This is a genomic window from Mycobacterium sp. Panama NTM2 (genome assembly GCF_054355555.1).
In genome coordinates this window covers 618,857-638,111 of record NZ_CM135953.1, presented here as the reverse complement: position 1 = coordinate 638,111, position 19,255 = coordinate 618,857, and the positions used below count along the sequence as shown (strand labels likewise).

General features: G+C 69.0%; 22 protein-coding genes and 1 riboswitch. Of the genes, 9 read left to right on the top strand and 13 right to left on the bottom strand.

Annotation, left to right across the window (positions count from 1 at the left end; all coding sequences use genetic code 11):
* Positions 1-61 precede the first annotated feature (61 nt).
* From ACXYX3_RS03095 to ACXYX3_RS03080, 4 genes are read right to left on the bottom strand one after another with little or no spacing between them, the layout of a single operon-like run.
* Entirely contained in the window at positions 62-814 is a 753-nt protein-coding gene (locus ACXYX3_RS03095) for a phosphoglyceromutase (RefSeq protein WP_458610106.1), read from the bottom strand.
* Between the two features lie 19 nt (positions 815-833).
* Positions 834-1,349: a type III secretion system chaperone family protein gene (locus ACXYX3_RS03090; protein ID WP_241206514.1), complete on the bottom strand. Its 516-nt coding sequence runs from the start codon at positions 1,347-1,349 to the stop codon at positions 834-836.
* Complete coding sequence (mshA, locus tag ACXYX3_RS03085) at positions 1,346-2,656, bottom strand: D-inositol-3-phosphate glycosyltransferase (RefSeq protein ID WP_458610105.1); 1,311 nt, start codon at positions 2,654-2,656, stop codon at positions 1,346-1,348. Before mshA ends, ACXYX3_RS03090 begins: the two co-directional genes overlap by 4 nt.
* A 36-nt stretch (positions 2,657-2,692) precedes the next feature.
* Positions 2,693-3,952: an ROK family protein gene (locus tag ACXYX3_RS03080; protein WP_458610104.1), complete on the bottom strand. Its 1,260-nt coding sequence runs from the start codon at positions 3,950-3,952 to the stop codon at positions 2,693-2,695.
* A gap of 190 nt (positions 3,953-4,142) precedes the next feature.
* On the opposite strand from ACXYX3_RS03080, the gene ACXYX3_RS03075 reads away from it, so the two are divergent.
* A complete protein-coding gene (locus tag ACXYX3_RS03075; protein ID WP_241206517.1) occupies positions 4,143-4,901 on the top strand; it encodes an SDR family oxidoreductase in 759 nt (252 codons plus the stop codon).
* Between the two features lie 90 nt (positions 4,902-4,991).
* Here the strand turns inward: ACXYX3_RS03075 and ACXYX3_RS03070 are convergent, their stop codons facing one another.
* Positions 4,992-6,284: a L,D-transpeptidase gene (locus ACXYX3_RS03070; protein ID WP_458610103.1), complete on the bottom strand. Its 1,293-nt coding sequence runs from the start codon at positions 6,282-6,284 to the stop codon at positions 4,992-4,994.
* A 15-nt stretch (positions 6,285-6,299) separates the two neighbouring features.
* A complete protein-coding gene (locus tag ACXYX3_RS03065) occupies positions 6,300-7,349 on the bottom strand; it encodes a UDP-N-acetylmuramate dehydrogenase (RefSeq protein WP_458610102.1) in 1,050 nt (349 codons plus the stop codon).
* 26 nt (positions 7,350-7,375) lie between these two features.
* Here ACXYX3_RS03065 and ACXYX3_RS03060 point away from each other — a divergent pair, with 26 nt between their 5' ends.
* From ACXYX3_RS03060 to ACXYX3_RS03040, 5 genes are all read left to right on the top strand, one after another.
* Positions 7,376-7,882, top strand: coding sequence for a DUF2505 domain-containing protein (locus tag ACXYX3_RS03060; protein WP_241206520.1), 507 nt, complete (start codon positions 7,376-7,378; stop codon positions 7,880-7,882).
* Between the two features lie 8 nt (positions 7,883-7,890).
* Positions 7,891-8,682 (top strand): class I SAM-dependent methyltransferase, encoded by a 792-nt coding sequence (locus ACXYX3_RS03055; protein ID WP_458610101.1) that lies wholly within the window; start codon positions 7,891-7,893, stop codon positions 8,680-8,682.
* Between the two features lie 53 nt (positions 8,683-8,735).
* A riboswitch (guanidine-III (ykkC-III) riboswitch) is annotated at positions 8,736-8,802 on the top strand.
* A 10-nt stretch (positions 8,803-8,812) separates the two neighbouring features.
* Positions 8,813-9,976, top strand: coding sequence for an agmatinase family protein (locus tag ACXYX3_RS03050; RefSeq protein WP_241206522.1), 1,164 nt, complete (start codon positions 8,813-8,815; stop codon positions 9,974-9,976).
* Between the two features lie 13 nt (positions 9,977-9,989).
* Positions 9,990-10,805, top strand: coding sequence for a carbon-nitrogen hydrolase family protein (locus tag ACXYX3_RS03045; RefSeq protein WP_458610100.1), 816 nt, complete (start codon positions 9,990-9,992; stop codon positions 10,803-10,805).
* Complete coding sequence (locus tag ACXYX3_RS03040; protein WP_458610099.1) at positions 10,802-11,638, top strand: LmeA family phospholipid-binding protein; 837 nt, start codon at positions 10,802-10,804, stop codon at positions 11,636-11,638. The genes ACXYX3_RS03045 and ACXYX3_RS03040 overlap by 4 nt, the downstream gene beginning before the upstream one ends.
* Before the next feature lie 9 nt (positions 11,639-11,647).
* Here the strand turns inward: ACXYX3_RS03040 and deoC are convergent, their stop codons facing one another.
* The 6 genes from deoC to ACXYX3_RS03010 form a co-directional block, all read right to left on the bottom strand.
* On the bottom strand, positions 11,648-12,319 hold the full coding sequence (gene deoC, locus ACXYX3_RS03035) for a deoxyribose-phosphate aldolase (RefSeq protein WP_458610098.1): 672 nt from the start codon (positions 12,317-12,319) through the stop codon (positions 11,648-11,650).
* Complete coding sequence (locus ACXYX3_RS03030) at positions 12,319-12,732, bottom strand: DUF2599 domain-containing protein (protein ID WP_458610097.1); 414 nt, start codon at positions 12,730-12,732, stop codon at positions 12,319-12,321. The genes deoC and ACXYX3_RS03030 overlap by 1 nt, the downstream gene beginning before the upstream one ends.
* Complete coding sequence (locus ACXYX3_RS03025) at positions 12,732-13,013, bottom strand: DUF2516 family protein (RefSeq protein ID WP_458610096.1); 282 nt, start codon at positions 13,011-13,013, stop codon at positions 12,732-12,734. Before ACXYX3_RS03025 ends, ACXYX3_RS03030 begins: the two co-directional genes overlap by 1 nt.
* Positions 13,014-13,070: 57 nt before the next feature.
* The gene (locus tag ACXYX3_RS03020; protein ID WP_241206528.1) at positions 13,071-13,703 is read right to left on the bottom strand and encodes a heparin-binding hemagglutinin; all 633 of its coding nucleotides are present in this window, start codon (positions 13,701-13,703) and stop codon (positions 13,071-13,073) included.
* 11 nt (positions 13,704-13,714) lie between these two features.
* The gene (locus ACXYX3_RS03015; protein WP_221361511.1) at positions 13,715-14,188 is read right to left on the bottom strand and encodes a helix-turn-helix domain-containing protein; all 474 of its coding nucleotides are present in this window, start codon (positions 14,186-14,188) and stop codon (positions 13,715-13,717) included.
* A gap of 96 nt (positions 14,189-14,284) precedes the next feature.
* A complete protein-coding gene (locus tag ACXYX3_RS03010; RefSeq protein ID WP_458610095.1) occupies positions 14,285-15,610 on the bottom strand; it encodes a DUF445 domain-containing protein in 1,326 nt (441 codons plus the stop codon).
* A gap of 83 nt (positions 15,611-15,693) precedes the next feature.
* Between ACXYX3_RS03010 and ACXYX3_RS03005 the strand changes: the two genes are divergently transcribed.
* From ACXYX3_RS03005 to ACXYX3_RS02995, 3 genes are all read left to right on the top strand, one after another.
* The gene (locus ACXYX3_RS03005) at positions 15,694-16,398 is read left to right on the top strand and encodes a TetR/AcrR family transcriptional regulator (protein ID WP_241206530.1); all 705 of its coding nucleotides are present in this window, start codon (positions 15,694-15,696) and stop codon (positions 16,396-16,398) included.
* Between the two features lie 4 nt (positions 16,399-16,402).
* Complete coding sequence (locus ACXYX3_RS03000) at positions 16,403-17,269, top strand: polyphosphate kinase 2 family protein (protein WP_458610094.1); 867 nt, start codon at positions 16,403-16,405, stop codon at positions 17,267-17,269.
* 108 nt (positions 17,270-17,377) lie between these two features.
* Entirely contained in the window at positions 17,378-18,295 is a 918-nt protein-coding gene (locus ACXYX3_RS02995) for a DUF559 domain-containing protein (RefSeq protein ID WP_458610093.1), read from the top strand.
* Here the strand turns inward: ACXYX3_RS02995 and ACXYX3_RS02990 are convergent.
* On the bottom strand, positions 18,292-19,185 hold the full coding sequence (locus tag ACXYX3_RS02990; RefSeq protein ID WP_458610092.1) for a 3-hydroxybutyryl-CoA dehydrogenase: 894 nt from the start codon (positions 19,183-19,185) through the stop codon (positions 18,292-18,294). The genes ACXYX3_RS02995 and ACXYX3_RS02990 overlap by 4 nt on opposite strands.
* Positions 19,186-19,255: the final 70 nt, after the last annotated feature.

Below are 19,255 nucleotides of genomic sequence, written 5' to 3'. Positions count from 1 at the left end.
GATGTTCGGCCGGGCGCCGACAACCGTTCACCTTCTGTTCGCCCGACGCGGGCGGGGCGTCCTACTTCGCGCCCTGGGACGCCACGGCGGCGGCGCCCGCGGCCGCCGCGTCGGGGTCCAGATACGTGCCCCCGGCGACGGTCGGCTTCAGGTCGCCCTCCAGGTCGTAGCGCAGCGGGATACCGGTCGGGATGTTGAGTCCCACGACGTCGTCGTCGGACATCCCGTCGAGGTACTTGACCAGCGCCCGCAGCGAGTTGCCGTGTGCGGCGATCATCACGGTCTTACCGCTGCGCAGGTCGGGCACGATGACGTCGGTGAAGTACGGCACGAACCGCTCGACGACGTCTTTGAGGCACTCCGTGCGCGGCGGCCCGCCGGGCACGTCGGCGTAGCGGGGATCGGCGTCCTGGCTGTACTTGCTGCCCGGCTCGATCGGCGGCGGCGGGGTGTCGTAGCTGCGCCGCCACGCCATGAACTGCTCGTCGCCGTACTTCGCTTTGGTCTCGGCTTTGTCCAGCCCCTGCAACGCGCCGTAGTGCCGCTCGTTGAGCCGCCAGTCCCGGTGCACCGGAATCCAGTGCCGATCGGCCTTGTCCAGCGCGATGTTGGCCGTCGTGATGGCCCGGCGCAGCAGTGAGGTGTAGAGCACGTCGGGCAGCCGGTCGAGCTCGGCGATCAGCTCACCCGCCCGGGCGGCCTCGGCGCGACCCTTGTCGGTCAGATCGACGTCGACCCATCCGGTGAACAGGTTCAGCGCATTCCATTCACTCTCGCCGTGGCGAACGAGGATCAGCGTCGCGGTATCTGCCATGGGCCGATCTTCTCATGGGTCAGTTCTTGTCGTGGTCCTCGATGAGATGGGAGAACGCCTCGAGATTCTTCAGCGACTCGCCCCGCGAGACCCGCCACTCCCACTCCTTCTGGATGGAGGTGCGGAAACCCAACTCCAGCAGCGTGTTGAAGTCGTTGTCGACGGCCTCGAGGACCTGGCCGAGCACCCGGTCGATCTCCTCGGGGGTGACCGACGCCAGAGACATCCGGCCGACGAGATAGATGTCGCCGACGTTGTCGAGTGTGTAGGCGACGCCGTAGAGCCGTCGGTTGCGCTTGAGCAGGAACTTGTACACACCTTCGAAGTTCTCGTCGGGCTTGCGGCACACGAAGGCCTCGATGCGGACCGAGTGTTCGCCGACAGTCAGGATGGTGTTGGTCGTGAGCCGACGCTCACCCGGGAGCGCGACCACCAGACCGGGCAGTCCGCCCGCCGCACCCTTGTGCAGGGTGTAGGGCAGATCGTGTTCGGCCAGCGTGCGCTCGATGACGGCTTGCACATTGTCTGTGGTCATGCCCGTACTCCTCTGCGCATCGAGAACCGTCGCCCGCCTCGGCGGGCCGCGACGAGTGGTTGGTGGCGTCCCTGGTGCTCGGCGATCGCCCGTCCGTAACTGCCGAGCAGCGCATCGACGGTGTGCCCCCAGGAGAACCGGGCGGCGTGTTCGGTGGCGGCACGCCCCAGCGATTCGGGGTCGGCCGTCAGGATCCGCGACAGTGTGGCGGCCCAGTCGGCCGGGTCGTGGCCGTCGACCAGCGCACCGCTGACGCCGTCGCGCACCGCGACCGGCAGGCCCCCGACCGACGCCGCGACAACGGGGGTGGCGCACGCCTGAGCCTCGACGGCGACCAGGCCGAACGATTCCGAATAGCTGGGCACGGCGACGACGTCGGCGGCGCGGTAGACCTCCACCAGGCCGGCCCGGGATTGCGGCGGCAGGAACGTCACGCGGTCGGCGACACCCAGCTGGGCGGCAAGCCGTACCAGGCCGTCGGGCTGTGCCAGACCCGATCCCGACGGCCCGCCGGCGATCACCACATGCACACCGGGGAGCAGGGCCGCTGCGCGCAGCAGCACGTCGGGCGCCTTCAACGGTTGGATGCGGCCGACGAACGCCACGATCGGCACACCCTGCGGCAGGCCGAGCGCGCTTCGGGCGGACGCCGAGTCGCCGGGGGTGAACGTGGTCAGGTCGACCCCCGGATACACGACGTCGATCTGACCCGGGTCCGCGTGATGCAGCGAAACCAGTTGCGCCGCCTCGTGTTCGGTGTTGACGATGAGACGGTCGGCGGCGTCGACCACCTGCTGCTCACCGATGGAGCGCAGGGGAGGTTCGGGGGTGTCACCCTCGGCCAGCGCGGCGTTCTTGACGGCGGCCAGCGTGTGCGCGGTGTGCACGAGCGGCACCGCCCACCGGTCGGCGGCCAACCAGCCCACCTGCCCGGAGAGCCAGTAGTGCGAGTGCACGACGTCGTAGTAGCCGGGCTCGTGGGTGGCCTCGGCGCGCAGCACGCCGGCGGTGAACGCACACAGCTGCGTGGGCAGGTCGTTCTTCTCCAGCCCCTCGAACGGGCCGGCGGCCACGTTGCGGACCAGCACGCCCGGCGCCACCGGCACCACCGGTGCGTCCGTCGACGAGGTCGCCCTGGTGAAGATCTCCACGTCGACCCCGCGGCGCGCCATCTCCAGCGCGGTCTGCAGGACGTAGACGTTCATGCCGCCGGCATCACCGGTACCGGGCTGCGCGAGCGGCGAGGTGTGCACGGACAACACCGCCACCCGGCGCGGCACGGGCAAAGGGTCGGTCGTCGGGCGCACAACATCATGTCTACACCGCGCGACCTCACCGCCCTCTCAGGCACTCACCTCGGGGCGACGGGCCTCGGCACGGCGCATGGCTCCGACCGGGTCGGCGAAGATGCCGCCGAGCGACACGATGCCCGCGCCCGCTTCCTGCACCCTGTTGCCGAATGCGGTCATCCGGATGTCGCGGTGGCCGAGCACCGAGCGCCGCGCGAACGCTTGCTCCACGACGCCCATCGCGTCGGTGTACTCCGTGAAAGCCTGTCCCCCGACCACCAGGTCGTCGGGATTGAGCATGTCCCTCAGCAGCGCGACGGCCTCGCCGAGAACCCGGGCGCGCTCGGTGACCAGCGCGACGGCCGCGTCGTCACCCTGCCGGGCGGCGCGCAGCACCGCGGTCACCGTCGACCCGGGCCCGTCCGCCGGCACGATGCGGGCTCTGCGCGCCGCCACGAGCACCGCTTCGTCGCTGACCGTCGACTCCAGTTCTCCAGTGCCGCCCAACAATTCGGAGTGCGTCGGCAGCGCGGCGATCGTGCCGGGACCGCTGGCCGGGGAGTGCACCTGCCCGGCGATGGCCAGCGCGTAACCGACCGTCTCGCGGGCGTAGACGTACAGGCTGGTCGTCGGCCGGCCGGAGCGCCGGCGCGGCCCCAGCAGCAACTCGGCTCCGGCCATGGCGTCGACATGGGCGGCCAGCGACACGGGGAGGCCGAGCGCCTCGGCGAAGGCGGGCCCCACCGGCGCATCCGACCAGCCGAGCCGGGGGTGATCGAGGTAGCCGGTGGCGCTGTCGACCACGCCGCCTGCCGCGACCCCCACCCACAGCGGGCGTCTGCGATGCCACCGGCTCAGGTAGCGCTGGGCGCTTGCCGCGATCGCCGCGATCGCCGCCGACTGCGTGCCGCGCGGTGTGGGCGTCTCCACCACATCGAGCGTGCGGCCGAGCAGGTCGGTCGCCACGATGCTGGTGGTCCGCGCGCCGATGTGTACGCCGAGTGTCAGGAACGGTTCGTGGTTGACCTCGACGGGCACGCGGGGCCTGCCGATGGCACCGGAGGCCGACAGGTCAGCGCGCTCGCGCAGCAGCCCGACGTCGAGCAGGGCGGTGACCTGCCGGTTCACCGTGGCGATCGACAGATCGGTGACACCGGCGATCGCGTCGCGCGCGATGGGACCGCGGTGGCGCGCCGCGGCGAACACCGTCGCCGCGGCCGCCTCGGGCATCCGCAGCGCCGGCGGCACGATCTGGTGCACCAGGGCCTGCGCGGGCCGGGTGCGGTGCGAACGGGCGGGAATCGAGCTGGTCATGGAATCGTCTCCGGATCGGTCTGTCGGTGGGCGGGGCCACACCTGGCGACGCGACGGGACGTGCGGGCGTCGGGTTGCAGTCAGGCGCGGCGAGGTGCGCAACAACAACACGCACGCCGCGCGGCAGCCGTGACTGCCTGACTCATACCGGACACGCGGTCAATCTAGCACGGGGCCTAGGGTTGGGATCATGACGACGCCATCAGATGCCCGCCCCGTCGCCGTGGTCACCGGCGCGAGCGCGGGAATCGGGGAAGCCACCGCCAGAACCCTTGCCGCACAAGGCTTTCACGTTGTCTGCGTGGCTCGCCGCGAGGGCCCGATCACGGCGCTGGCGGCCGAATTGGACGGTACCGCGATTGTGGCCGACGTCACCGACCCCGAGGCGGTGGCGGCGATGGCCGGCCGGCTGGACCGGGTCGATGTGCTGGTCAACAACGCCGGCGGGGCGCGCGGACTGGAGTCGGTGGCCGACGCCGACATCGAGCACTGGCGGTGGATGTGGGAGGCCAACGTGATGGGCACCCTGCACGTCACGCGGGCGCTGCTGCCCAAGCTCATCGCCTCCGGCGACGGGCTGATCGTGACCGTGACGTCGATCGCCGCGGTCGAGATCTACGACAACGGCGCCGGATACACCTCGGCCAAGCATGCCCAGGGCGTGCTGCACCGCACGCTGCGCAGCGAGCTGCTCGGGCAGCCGGTGCGGTTGACCGAGGTCGCGCCGGGCATGGTGAAGACGGAGTTCTCGCTCAACCGCTTCTCCGGTGACGACGAGCGCGCCGCGAAGGTCTACCAGGGGGTCACGCCGCTGGTGGCCGAGGACATCGCCGAGGTGATCGGGTTCGTGGCGAGCCGCCCATCGCACGTCGACCTCGATCTGATCGTGGTGCGGCCGCGGGATCAGGTCAGCGGCGCCGCGGGTTCACGCTTCAACCGCCGCACGTGACCGGCCGCCGGTCCACTACGCCCACACCAACGTTCGGGTGCGAAAAGGGGCCGATTTCACGCCCGAGCGTCGGTTTGGGCGTCTGAGAACTCAGCCGCCGGGGCGGCCGCTGACCGACGTCGGCGCCCCGGGCGGGGTGGCCGGCGCGCTCGCCGGGATGTTCGACGACGGCTTCTCCGTGCTGACCGCCGACATCGCCTTCCACTCGTCCCAGGGGACCACCCAGTCCCAGATGTCGCCGTCGGCGTAGGACAGGTCGATGCGGGTGCCCGTCACCTCGACCGGGTCTCCGTACAGCGCGGTCTGGAAGTACTGCTCGGCGTCCGAGGTGGACAGGTTGATGCACCCGTTGGTGACGTTGCTGTTGCCCTGCGCACCCGAGCTGGCCGGGTTGGCGTGGATGAACTCGCCGTTGTTGGAGATCCGGACCGCGAACCGCTCGTGGGCGTTGGTGTAGCCGCCCGCGGGGTTCGACATGTAGAAGTCCTCGTACTTCTCGGTCACCACGTGGATGCCGCTGCGCGTGACGTTGCGGTCTTCGTCGCCTTCGCCGTAGCTGCATGGGAAGTCCATGATCACCGCCCCCGACTCGTCGAGCACCTGGATGCGGTGGCTGGACGCCTCGGCCTTGACCACCTGACGCCGGCCGATCGTGAAGTCCAGTGTGGAGTCGGTGGCGCCGTAGGCGTCCTGCCCGAACGACACGCCGTAGAGCTTGGCGTCGACGTGCACGGTGGTGCCCGACGGGAAGTACTCCTTGGTCCGCCAGTGCATGCGCGAGCCGCCGACCTCGTCGGGCAACCACGCCCAACTGCCCTCGACCTGCGGGGTCGTGGTGACCTTCACGGCCTTCTCGACCTCGGCGCGGTCCTCGTCGGCGATGGCGGCATCGAATTGCAGGATGATCGGCGCGGCCACCCCGACGGTCTGACCGTCCGAGAGCTGGAACTGCCCGTTGACCTGCGTGGTCGGGTTCACCGTGGTGAACGACGCCTTCACCGGAACGGACTTGCCGTCCTGCCCGACCACCGTGCCCGCCCAGCGGTACTCGACGCCGTAGCCGAGCGGTTCGGAGGCGGTGAACTCGGTGCGATCGCGGTTGAGCGCGCCCGCCACCAGTTTGCCGTCGGCGTTGGCGAGGCTGATCTTCTGGAACCAGCCGTTCTCCACCCGGGCCGCGATGCGGGCGGTGGGCGCCACGTCGTCCGCGGCGTTCTTCGGCTGGTACCTCAGGACCGGAGCCGCCGGTGCGTCGTCGGCCGCCTGCTCGGAGGCGGCGGTACCGTTCTCGTTCCGGCAGGCCGCCAGAATTCCTGGCGCCGCGACGCCGACCGCCAGAGCGGCAAGCGCTCGCCGCCTGTTGATCGGTTTGGCAGGGCTCACGTGTTGCCAGCGTACCTAGAGAACGCAGCCGAGCAGAATCGGTTCGGGTGTGAGATCGATCCCGAACCGCGCCGCGACGCCGTCGCGAATCGTCCTGGCCAGCGCGATCACGTCCGCGCTCGTCGCGCCGCCACGGTTGGTCAGCGCCAGCGCGTGCTTGGTCGACAGCCGTGCGGGCGCGTCCGGCCCGGGGTGGCCCTTGCTGAAACCGGCGTGCTCGACGAGCCAACCCGCGGCCATCTTGACCCCGCCGGGGGCCGGATAGCGGGGCACCCCGCCCCCCACCTGATCGAGAATGCGCCGGTACTGCTCCTCGGTGACGACCGGATTGGTGAAGAACGAGCCGACGCTCCAGGTGTCGTGATCGGCCGCGTCGAGCACCATGCCCTTGCCCGCCCGCAGCGCGAGTACCGTCTCGCGCACCCGCGCAGGGTCGGCGCGCTCCCCCGGCGCCACGCCCAGCGCCGCGGCCAGCTCGCCGTAGCGCAGCGGGGCGCTGCGGCCTGACGCGTCGAGCCCGAACTCCACCTCGAGCACCACCGCCACCGGAGCGCCCTTGAGAATGCTTGTGCGGTAACCGAATCGGAGATGGTCCGGGGAGACCCAGCGGTCCTCGCCGGTGTCCCAGTCCAGCAGGCGCACCCTGCTGATCGTGTCGGCCACCTCGGCGCCGTACGCCCCGACGTTCTGCACCGGCGTCGCACCCGTGGACCCGGGAATCCCGGAGAGGCACTCCAGCCCGCCCAGCCCGTGCGCGAGCGACGCCGCGACGACCTCGTCCCACACCGCGCCCGCCTCGGCGCGCAGCAGTGGCCCGTCGACGCTGACACCACGGGTGGCGATCCGCACCACCATCGGCGGCCGCAGGTCGTCGGCGAGAACCACGTTGGAGCCGCCGGCCAGGATCAGCGCCTCCGGCCCGACCGCGCGCAGCACGTCGACCAGCTCCTCGGTCGTGGCGCACGTGACCACGCGGTCCGCGACAGGCCCGACACGCAGGGTGGTCAGCGGCGCCAGCGGCACATTCTCGGCGACCGCCACGCCCGCGATAGACGGAGTGACCACGGGCGGTAACGGTAGCGTGGTTTGCCATGCCGCGTTCATTCGACATGGCCGCCGAGTACGGAGGCACCGTCGAACAGGTGCACCGCGCATTCGCCGACGAGGAGTACTGGCTGGTCCGGCTCGGCGACTCCGGCGCCGACCACGCCACCCTCGACGAGATGACCATCGGTGCAGACGGTGGCTTGCGCATCAAGACCACGCAGACGCTGCGCGCCGACCGGTTGCCGGCCGTCGTCACGCAGTTCCACCGGGGAGATCTCAGCTTCGTCCGCGAGGAGCGCTGGGCACCCGTCGTCGACGGCCGGACCTCGGCCACGGTGTCCGGGTCCATTCCCGGCGCTCCCGCCGGATTGCGGGGTGACGCGGTCTTGGCGCCGACCGGGACGGGCTCGCGGTTGGCGTTCACCGCGACCGTCGAGGTCCGGGTGCCGCTGGTGGGCGGCAAGATCGAGAACTTCATCGGCCACCAACTGGTCGACCTGCTGATCGCCGAGCAACGGTTCACCACCGTGTGGATCGCCGAGAACAGCTGAGGGAGACGGTGACCGGTTCCCGTCCGCTCGGCGCGGTGACGCGGGGCACGACCGGGCACAACCGGCTGCGCCGCAGTGACCGGTGGCTGGTCCACTCGGCGCGGGTGCGCACCGCGCTGCAGAGCGCTGCCGACCCGCTGGTCGTCGACCTGGGGTACGGCGCGCTGCCGGTGACGACGCTGGAACTCGCGGTGCGGCTGCGCCAGGTGCGCTCCGACGTGCGCGTGCTGGGTCTGGAGATCGACCCGCACCGGGTGGAGGTGGCCCGCGCGGCGGCCGGACCCGGGGTCGACTTCGCCCGTGGGGGCTTCGAGCTCGCCGGGCACCGACCGGTGCTGGTTCGGGCGTTCAACGTGCTGCGCCAGTACCCGCTCGATGCGGTCGCCGACGCGTGGGCGGCGATGCGGGACGGGCTGACCCCGGGTGGGCTGATCGTCGACGGCACCTGCGACGAGCTGGGACGGCGCTGCTGCTGGGTCTTGCTCGACGCGATCTCGGCGGTGAGCCTGACGCTGGCCTGCGACCCGTTCGCGATCGACAGACCGTCGGATCTCGCCGAGCGGCTACCCAAGGTGCTGATCCACCACAACGTGCCCGGCCAGCCCATCCACACACTGCTGACCGCCTGCGACCGGGCGTGGGCCAGCAGCGCCCCTCACGGCGTGTTCGGCCCCCGGGTGCGGTGGAGAGCGATGATGGAAATCCTTGCTGCACAGGGGTTTCCGGTGACTGCGCCACGGCGGCCGCTGCGCGACGGGGTGCTGACGGTGCCGTGGTCAGCGGTCGCACCGCTGGGCTGAGATGTCGGCTCTTCGAGTGGACAGGTTCTCGGGAGCGTGCTGACAATGACTCGCAGGAGTTGGTGACCCCACTCCCCGGACGAGGTGCGTCGTACCCGGTCAGCGACAAGACGACGCGTGAGGAGCACTCATGTCCGACGAATCCGACTTCCCGGGCCCCGATCCGAATCTGGCCAACGCCGAAGGCGCCTGGGCTCAGCAGGCCGAAGCCCGCCTCGGTGACCGCCGCCTGCGCGAGGAGATCGACCGCGGCCTGAGCTACGGCCTCGAGGCCGCGCCGACCATCAACGACCGGACCATCTCCACGTTCGTGCGCGGGGAAAAGCCTCACTTCGCCGGCGAGCGCGGCACCTTCCTCAAATGCCCGTTCATCGAGGACGTCAACGAGGTCGACGACGCCGAGGTCGCCGTGTTCGGCGTCCCCCTCGACGCCGGCGCGACCTACCGGCCCGGCACCCGGTTCGGCCCGCAGGGCATCCGCCGCTCGACCAACCTGTTCGGCACCTACAACTACGAGACCGGCGTGGACCTGCGCGAGCAGCTCAACATCGTCGACATCGGCGACGTCTTCACCATCCCCGGCAACCTCGAGAAGTCCTTCGACCAGATCAGCCAGGCGATGGCCCACGTCGCGAGCAAGGGCGTGATGCCGATCGTCCTCGGCGGCGATCACTCCATCGGCTTCCCGACGATCCGCGGTCTGGCGCCCTATATGGAGGGCAACATCGGGATCATCCACTTCGACCGCCACGTCGACACCCAGGAGACCGACCTCGACGAGCGGATGCACACCACGCCGTGGTTCCACGCCACCAACATCAAGAACGCCCCCGCGACCAACCTGGTCCAGGTCGGGATCGGGGGGTGGCAGGCGCCTCGCGAGGGCGTCAAGGTGGGCCGCGACCGCAAGTCGACGGTCATCACCGTCGGCGACGTCGAACGCGTCGGCATCGACAAGATCGCCGAGATCGCCCTCGAGGTCGCGTGGAAGGGCGCCAAGGCGGTGTATCTGTCCTTCGACATCGACGTGATCGACGCCGGCTTCGTGCCGGGGACCGGCTGGCCCGAGCCCGGTGGCCTGCTCCCGCGTGAGGCGCTCAACCTGGTCAAGAAGATCTCCGAGCCGGGACTGGCCGGCATCGAGGTCGTCGAGTGCTCGCCGCCGTACGACTGGGCCGAACAGACCGCACTGCTCAGCTCGCGGGTGATCCTCGACAGCCTGGCCGCCCAGATCAACTCCGGGAAACTCGGCCGCAAAGCCGCCAAGGCGAACCGTCCCGCCTGGGGTCCGTAACTAGGCTGGCGGCATGCGTATCGCGCTGGCCCAGATCCGCAGCAGCGCCGACCCGGCCGCCAACCTCGCCCTCGTCGACGAGTACACCCGCCGCGCGGCCGACGCCGGGGCGGATCTGGTGCTGTTCCCCGAAGCCACCATGTGCCGCTTCGGGGTGCCGCTGGCCCCGATCGCCGAACCGTTCGACGGGCCGTGGGCCGAGGGCGTCCGCCGGATCGCCGAGCGGGCCGGGATCGTCACCGTCGCCGGGATGTTCGTGCCCTCCGGGGACGGACGCGTGACCAACACGCTGATCGCCACCGGCCCGGGCGTGGACGCCCGCTACGACAAGATCCACCTGTACGACGCGTTCGGATTCACCGAGTCGAGAACCGTGGCCCCGGGCACCGAACCGGTGACGATCGTCGTCGCCGGCCTGACGGTGGGTCTGACGCTGTGTTACGACGTCCGCTTCCCCGAGCTGTACGTCGAGCTCGCCGCGCGCGGCGCCGACGTCATCACCGTGCACGCCTCGTGGGGCACCGGGCCGGGCAAGCTCGAGCAGTGGACGTTGCTGGCGCGCGCCAGGGCGATCGACACCTCCACCGTCGTTGCCGCCGTCGGTCAGGCGTATCCGGGCGACGAAGTCGCCGCCCACGGACCCACCGGCGTCGGCGGAAGCCTCGTGGCTTCGGCGCTGGGTGAGATCCTGGCGTCAGCCGGTCCCGACCCTGCGCTGCTGCTCCACGACGTCGACGTCGAGGCCGCACGGGCCGCCCGCGCCGCCGTCGCGGTCATGGACAACCGCTCAGGTTCAGCTCATCTGGGTAAGGCAGAATCCCACAGATGACCGATCCCTGGGCCCGTCCGCAACCGCAGCCCGGCCCACCGCCCGTACCCCAGCAGAAAGGTTCGGCCCAGAAAGGATCAGCGTTGCCGGCGAAGCTCTCGAAGTTCTTCAGCGATCCGCTGTCCATCGTCCTGGTCGCGGTGATCGTGGTCGCCCTGGTGTTGGCCGGACTGCTGGGCGGCGAACTCTACGCGCGCAACAGGGCGGACACGGTGGTCGCCTCCACCGTCGAGTGCGTGGTGCAGGACAAGGCCACCGCGTCGTTCGGGGTGCTGCCGCCGTTCCTGATGCAGCACATGTCGGGTCACTACACGAACATCCACATCGAGACCGCGGGTAACCAGGTTCGCGACGCCAAGGGCATGAAGCTCAACCTGGACATCAACGACGTGCGCCTGCAGGACACCGCGAACTCGAGCGGAACCGTCGGCTCACTGGTCGCCACCATCGACTGGTCGGCCGATGGCATCAAGCAGACGATCCAGGGCGCCATCCCGCTGATCGGCAGCTTCGTCTCCGGGGTCAGCACGAACGCCGGCGACGGCACGATCGAGCTCGAAGGCCCGCTCGGCAGCATCACCGCCAAGCCTCAGGTCGTCGACGGCGGCATCTCGCTGGCCGTGCAGAAGGTGACGGGGCTGGGCTTCACGCTGCCGCGCGAATCGGTGCAGCCGGCGCTCGACGCGTTCACCTCACGGCTGACCCAGGACTACCCGATGGACATCAAGGCCGACTCGGTGTCGGTCACCGACAGCGGTGTGCAGAGCCGCTTTTCGACGCAGAACGCCTCGATGCCCAAGCAGACCGACGACCCCTGCTTCGCCAACCTGTAGCGCGGGCCGTCACCCCAAACCGTCGAGAACGGCACGCGTGCCTGACAATCCGAGTCGTGTCGCGCCCGCGTTCAGCATGGCCGCCGCATCCGCTGCCGACCGGATGCCGCCGCTCGCTTTGACGCCCAGCCGACCGCCGACCGCGCCGGCCATCGCCTCGACGGCGCGGACCGAGGCACCGCCGGCGGGATGAAAACCGGTGGAGGTCTTGACGAAGTCGGCACCGGCGTCTTCGGCCACCCGGCACACGTCGGTGAGCAGCGGCCACCCGGCGAACTCCACCAGCGCCGACGATTCGACGATCACCTTGAGCACCGCGCCCGGCGTCGCGTCCCGCACCGCGGCGATGTCGGCACGCACCACGTCGAGCTCACCTCCGATCGCGGCGCCCACGTCGATGACCATGTCGACCTCTGCGGCGCCGCTGCCGACCGCCACGGCGGCCTCATGCGCCTTGATCGCCGAAAGATGTTTGCCTGACGGGAATCCCACCACGGCCGCTACGGTCCGGCCCGCAGCCAGCGCCACCGCAGTCGGCACGAACGTCGGAGACACGCACACCGCGTACACCCCGAGTTCGACGGCCTCGGCGAGCAGCGCGACGATGTCGGCCTCTGTCGCTTCGGGTTTGAGCAGCGTGTGGTCGACGACGGCGGCGACGTCCGCGCGCGTGTAGCCCATCAGAACGGCTCTTCGGTGCCGCCGGGGTTGCACCGGGCGGCCATCATCTGATCCGGGCTGACCTCCGGCCGCCACGGCTCCAGGTTCCAGCTCACCTTGCCCGGCTCGGCGATCTCGGCGAACCGCCAGTGGCAGACGAACTGCTCCTTCATACCGGCGATCGCGGCATCGGGAGACAGGGCGAGCACCTCACTCCAGGCTTCATCGGCCTGCGCGGAGGTGCCGGGCCGTCCGGAGGTGTCGCGGCCGGCAGGGGTGGGATACACCCGCAGACTGGACAGGTCACCCCACTTGGCCCAGGTGACGTGGTCGATGTAGGGCGGCGGCTGCAGCACCGGCGCGGCGACCGCGGTCGGGGCGAGGACGAGTGCCGAGGCGGCAAGACATCCGGCGGCGACCAGACTCCGTCGCACTAGCGCGATTTCCCTTGCACCTCGAGGATCTTGGGCCGTACGTCGACGAGGTACACGCCGGAGGCCACCGCGGCGATCGCGACACCGGTGATGCTCAGGACCAGGGCGAGCAGACCCGCGACACCGAGGATCACGAGCCAGACCGGCTTGGTCAGCTTGTCGGCCGCGGGGTAGGCGTCGGTTCGCTGCATCGCGGCATGGACGAACGCATACGCCGTCGTCGCCAGAACGGCGAACTGCAACGCGATGAGGACGTAACCCGTCAGGCCTTGGAGCTCCACGCTCCACAGCCTAGGCGGGTTACGTCCCCTTTTCGACTTCCCGGGTCGGGAGTCGACTTACTTCTGGGTGACCTTCTTGGCCGGGGCCTTCTTGGCCGGGGCCTTCTTCGCGGTGGCCTTGGCCGGGGCCTTCTTGGCCGGAGCCTTCGCCGGGGCCTTCTTGGCGGCGGTCTTCACCGGCTCGGCGGCCGACTCGGCGCGCTTGGGCAGCTCCACGCCGACCAGTTTGGCGGCACGCTCACCGACCGCGCGGGTCTGCGAGGCGACGTTGCCCAGCGCTTCCTGGGTCAGCTCCACGGCCTGGTCGGTGTACTCCTCGACCCGGCTGGCGGCACCCTCGAGAGCCGGCTGGCTGCGCAGACGCTCCAGAGCGGCCTCGCCGCGCTCGATCAGCTTGGTGTAGGCCGTCTGCGCGTTCTCGGCGTAGCTCTCGGCGAACTTGCGCAGCTCTTCGGAGTTCAGCTTCTCGCGGATGTCACCGAACTGCGCCGGAAGATCTTCCTGCAGCTTGGTGATGCGGGCGCGGCTCTCCTCGACGCGGGTCTCGGCGTCGGAGCGGGCGTCGCCGGCACGCTCGCGCAGCGTCGCGACGATTTCGTTGACGCGCTCGAGCGCGAGGTCCGCGGCGCCGACCGCGGCGAGCAGCGGGGCCTTCAGGTCGTCGATGTCGAGCTGGTTCTTCTCAGCCATGGTGTTTCCTTTCAGTGAGGGACAGAGGTCTCGGGTGATTCATGAGGTGATCCGGTGATCTGCAGGAGGCTGTCTTCGGATGGGGCCTGATCCGCCTGCGCGGCAGCCTCGAGCAGCGCCGCCTCGTTCTGCTGACAGAACGACGTGTAGATGTCGAGCAGCACCTGCTTCTGCCGCTCGTTGATCGCCGTGTCGGTGATGATGGCGTCGCGCACCTGATTGGTCTCACTGGGCTCGAGGATCCCTGCCCGGATGTAGAGCACCTCCGCCGACACCCTCAGCGCTTTGGCGATCTGGTTCAGCACGTCCGCCGAGGGTTTGCGCAATCCCCGCTCGATCTGGCTGAGGTAGGGATTGCTGACACCGGCTTTCTCGGCGAGCTGCCGCACAGAGACGTGCGCGGCCTCTCGCTGGGATCGGATGAAGCTGCCGATGTCCTGGGCGGCGTTGGTGACGACCGCGGCGAGGTTCTCGTCCTGTGCCATGGCTCGCCTCCTTCGCTGCCGTGGGGTATCCGAAATGACCGACGTTTCCACGGTACGGCGGAGTGCTAACTTTTGCAAGCACTCAGTTAGCGCAGGTCAGAACAGTAGCTGCGCGATCGTGTAGATCGCCAGACCGGCGAGCGAGCCGACCACGGTGCCGTTGATGCGGATGAATTGCAGGTCACGGCCGACGTGCAACTCGATGCGCCGGCTCGCTTCGTCGGCGTCCCAGCGCTCGATGGTGTCGGTGATGATCGTGGTGATCTCCGCGCCGTACTGGCTCACCAGGTGCTGCGCTCCGCGCACCACCCAGTTGTCCACCTTGTCGCGCAGGGCGGCGTCGTCGCGCAGCGATTCCCCGATCCGGACGACGGTGTCGGCGATACGGGCCCGCAGCGCAGACGACGGATCGTCGACGGACTCCAGGATGATCCGTTTGGCCGCAGTCCAGGCGGTCTCGGCCGCCCGGGTCACCTCGTCGCGGGCCATGATCTGTTCTTTGACGTTCTCGGCCTTCTGGATCGTCGCCTCGTCGCGCTGCAGATCGTCGGCGAACTCGAACAGGAACTTCGTCGCCGAGCGGCGCAGTTCGTGGTCGGGATTGCGCCGCACCTTGTCGGTGAAATCCATCAACTCCCGGTGGATGCGGTCCCCGACCACGTGATCCACCCAGCGAGGCGACCACGTCGGCGAATCACGTTCGATGACCCGCTCGATGACCTCACCGGCGCCCAGCGACCACTGGAACGCGCGATCGGCCAGCAGCTGCAGCAGCGCCTCCTGCCGACCCTCTTCCAGCAGCGAGGACAGCACCCGACCGACCGGCGGCCCCCACTGCGGCTCGGCGATGCGCTTGACGATCATCCGGTCCAGCAGCTGCTGCACGTCCTCGTCGCGCAACATCTCCACCAGCACGCGGGCCACCGTCGACACCTCGGCGGCGACTCGCTCGGCGTTCACCGGCTCGGCGAGCCACTTGCCGGTGCGGCTGGCCACGTCCGCGTCGCGCAGCTTGGTCTCCACGTTTTCCGGCGACAGGAAGTTCTCCCGCACGAACGTGGACAGACCCTCGCCGAGCTGGTCTTTCTTGCGCTTGATGATCGCGGTGTGCGGGATCGGCAGACCCAGCGGGTGCTTGAACAGCGCCGTGACGGCGAACCAGTCGGCCAGCGCACCGACCATGCCGGCCTCAGCGGCGGCCCGCACGTAGCCCACCCACGTCGGCGCGCCGTGGGTCTGCGCCCACGTACACAGCAGGAAGATCACGGATGCGCCGATCAGGAAACTCAGCGCGACGGCCTTCATGCGCCGCAGCGCGCGCCGTCGTTCTTCGTCCGCCGGCGAATCCGCTCCGGCGAGTTTCTCGGCGAAGCTCGCACGGGGGCGCTGCCCGGCGTCGGGGACGTTCACTCGATGAGCCACGCCTTCATCTTCCCTGCGCGGGCAACTGCGAATCGTCGACCACCGTATTATCGACGAGGACGAAGGAACGGATCACCGCGAACGTGGCACAACAATCCCCCCAGGTGGCGGTCAAAACCGATGGGCGCAAACGGCGCTGGCATCGGCACAAGGTCGAACGCCGCAACGAATTGGTGGATGGCACGCTGGAGGCCATCCGCCGCCTCGGCAGCAACGTCAGCATGGACGAGATCGCCGCGGACATCGGGGTTTCCAAGACGGTGCTGTACCGCTACTTCGTCGACAAGAACGATCTGACCACCGCAGTGATGATGCGGTTCGCGCAGACCACGCTGATCCCCAACATGGCCGCCGCGCTGTCCTCGAACCTGGACGGCTATGCGCTCACACGCGAGGTCATCCGCGTCTACGTCGCAACCGTTGCGGCCGAGCCGGAGCCCTACCGCTTCGTCATGGCCAACAACTCGGCGAGCAAGAGCAAGGCCGTCGCGAACTCCGAGGCGATCATCGCCCGCATGCTCGCGGTGATGCTGCGCCGGCGGATGGTGTCGGTCGGCATGGACACCGGCGGTGTCGAGCCGTGGGCGTATCACATCGTCGGCGGCGTGCAGCTGGCCACGCACTCGTGGATGTCGCATCCCCGGATGAGCGCCGACGAGTTGATCGACTATCTGACGATGCTGTCGTGGAGCGCACTGTGCGGCATCGTCGAGGTCGGGGGATCGCTGAAGAGATTCCGCTCCTCAGATCATCCTTCGCCGGAATTACCACCTCAGCTGCTTGACTAGACCGGTGAGCGAGCCCCTGGATTTCCCGTCGCTGTGGTCGCACGAGCCGCACTCCCTGTTGAAGTTCGAACCCGGGGACCGCGTCGCCGACATTGATCCGAATGCGACGCCCGGGTTCCGCGGCACCAAATCCGATGCGCCGACCCTGCAGGAAGAGCGCAACGTACGGTTCGCCGAGCTGCAGGAAATGCTCTACGCCAACAGCCGCTCGGGTGACACCAGATCCGTGCTCTTGGTGCTGCAGGGCATGGACACCGCAGGCAAGGGCGGGATCGTCAAACACGTTGTGGGCGGCTGCAATCCGCAAGGCGTGCAGTACCGCAGCTTCGGCAAGCCGACCGCCGAGGAGCTCTCGCACCACTACCTGTGGCGCATCCGCAAGGCGCTGCCGACCGCCGGCCATATCGGCGTCTTCGATCGCTCCCATTACGAGGACGTGCTGATCGTGCGCGTGCACAACCTAGTGCCGCAGAACGTGTGGGAGCCCCGCTACGACGAGATCAACGCCTTCGAGCGGGAATTGGTGGACAGCGGGACGTCGGTGGTGAAGGTCGCGATGTTCGTCTCTCTCGACGAGCAGAAGAAACGGCTGGCCCAACGCCTCGACCGCCCGGACAAGTACTGGAAGTACAACCCCGCCGACATCGATGAGCGGTTGAAGTGGCCGCTATACCAAGAGGCCTACCAGGCCATGCTGGAGCGGACGTCGACCGACTACGCGCCGTGGCACGTGGTGCCGTGCAACAGGAAGTGGTACAGCCGGCTGGCGATCACCGAGCTGATGATCGAGGCACTCAAGCGGCTGAACATGTCGTGGCCGCCGCCGGACTTCGACGTGGCGGCGGAGAAGAAGCGGCTGGCCAAGGCGTGATCTGTCGGCGCCCGCCGAGTGTGCAGATTACGCACGCCTCACCTAGGCTTTGTGTATAACTTCTGCACGCTGGCGCAAATCGTCAGAGCCCCTGCCGATGATCCGGCCATGCACGGAACCCTTCTCGTCGCCTCGGAAGCCCTCGCGGCCCGTCAGGTCACCCGTCGCGAACTGGTACGCGATTACACCAAGGTCTTCCAGAATGTCTACGCACGCCGCGACGTCGCGCTCACGGCGCAGGACAAGGCGATGGCGGCGTGGCTGTGGTCAGGCCGGTCCGCCACGGTGGCCGGCGTGAGCGCCGCCGCCCTTCTCGGAAGCCGGTTCACCACGACAGGGGCTGCGGCCGAACTGATCCGGCCACACCGCCGCACGCCCGCAGGTATCGCGGTGTACAGCGACACCGTCGACGCTCGCGACATCGTACGAAGGGGACAGGTCTTATTGACCGGCCCCGCGCGCACGGCTTTCGACATCGGTCGGCATCACCCGATCGTCACCGCGGTGAAGCATGTCGATGCCCTTCTGCACGCCACCGGTTGCCGGATCGAGGACGTGGAGGACGTCGCTGAGCGCCACCCCGGCGCCCGAAACCTGCGCCGGTTACTAAAGGTGCTCGACCTCGCCGATGCCGGAGCCGAGTCGCCGACCGAGAGTCTCACGCGGCTCTTCCTGCTCGCGGCGGGTCTGCCGCGGCCGGTCACGCAGATCCCGGTGCGCACCGGGAGCGGACGGGTGCGCTACCGCCTCGACCTCGGTTGGCTGGATCCCGCGGTGGCCGTGGAGTACGACGGCGAGCACCACTGGACCGACCACGCTCGGCGTGCGCGCGACATCGAGCGGTGGGAATTCATTGCCGAGCAGGGGTGGACGATCATCCGGGTGAGCTGGGCGCAACTGCGCGACCACCCCGATGCGATGGTCGCGCGCGTGGCTCGAGCGTTGGGCGTACAGCCGAGCGTGCATGTTTCGCACGCTTCACTCGAGAGATGCTTACAAGACCTGCACGTTCGGCGGGCTGCCTAGTAGGTGTAAAAGCCCTGGCCGGTCTTCTTACCCAGCTGGCCAGCCTCCACCATCCGCTGCAGCAGCGGCGGCGGCGCGTAGTGCGCGTCCTTGTACTCGTCGTACATCGAGTCCGCGATCAGCTTCATGGTGTCCAGCCCGATCAGGTCCGAAAGTCGCAGCGGGCCCATCGGGTGCGAGAGCCCCGCGACCACCGCCGTGTCGATGTCCTCCACGGACGCCACCCCGGCCTCGGCCATCCTGATCGCCGACAGCAGGTACGGCACCAGCAACGCGTTGACGATGAAGCCCGACCGGTCGCCGCAGCGCACCACCTTCTTGCCCAGTGACTCGCCTGCGAACTTCTCGACCCGCGCGATCGCCTCGTCGGAGGTCACCAATGTGTTGATCACCTCGACCAGCGGCAGCACGGGCACCGGGTTGAAGAAGTGCAGCCCCAGCACGCGGCTCGGATTCTTGGTCGCCGCAGCGATTTTCATGATCGGGATGCTCGAGGTGTTCGACGCGAGAACGGCGTCGGGGTCGGTGACGATCTCGTCGAGCTGGGCGAAGACCTTGGCTTTGACGGCCTCGTTCTCGACGATCGCCTCGATCACCAGCTGCCGGTCCGCCATGTCGGCGAGGTCGCTGGTGTAGGTCAGGCGGGCCTGGGTGATCTCGAAGTCGTCGGCGGCCAGCTTGCCTTTGGCCTTGGCCCGTTCGAGCGACGCGGTGATGCGCGCGCGGCCGGCCTCGACGAGCTCCTGCGTGGGTTCGTAGACCGTCACGTGCGCACCGGCTTTGGCGCACACCTCGGCGATGCCGCCGCCCATCTGCCCGGCGCCCACGACGCCGACTCGTTCGATGCTCACTGGACTGATCCTCCTCGCGTGCGGGACTGTCTTCGGCATACATGCGTCAGACCCCGCCCAAGATTTCTGGGCGGGGTCTGCGCTGTCAAGCTTCGCGAGCGCGCGCTGG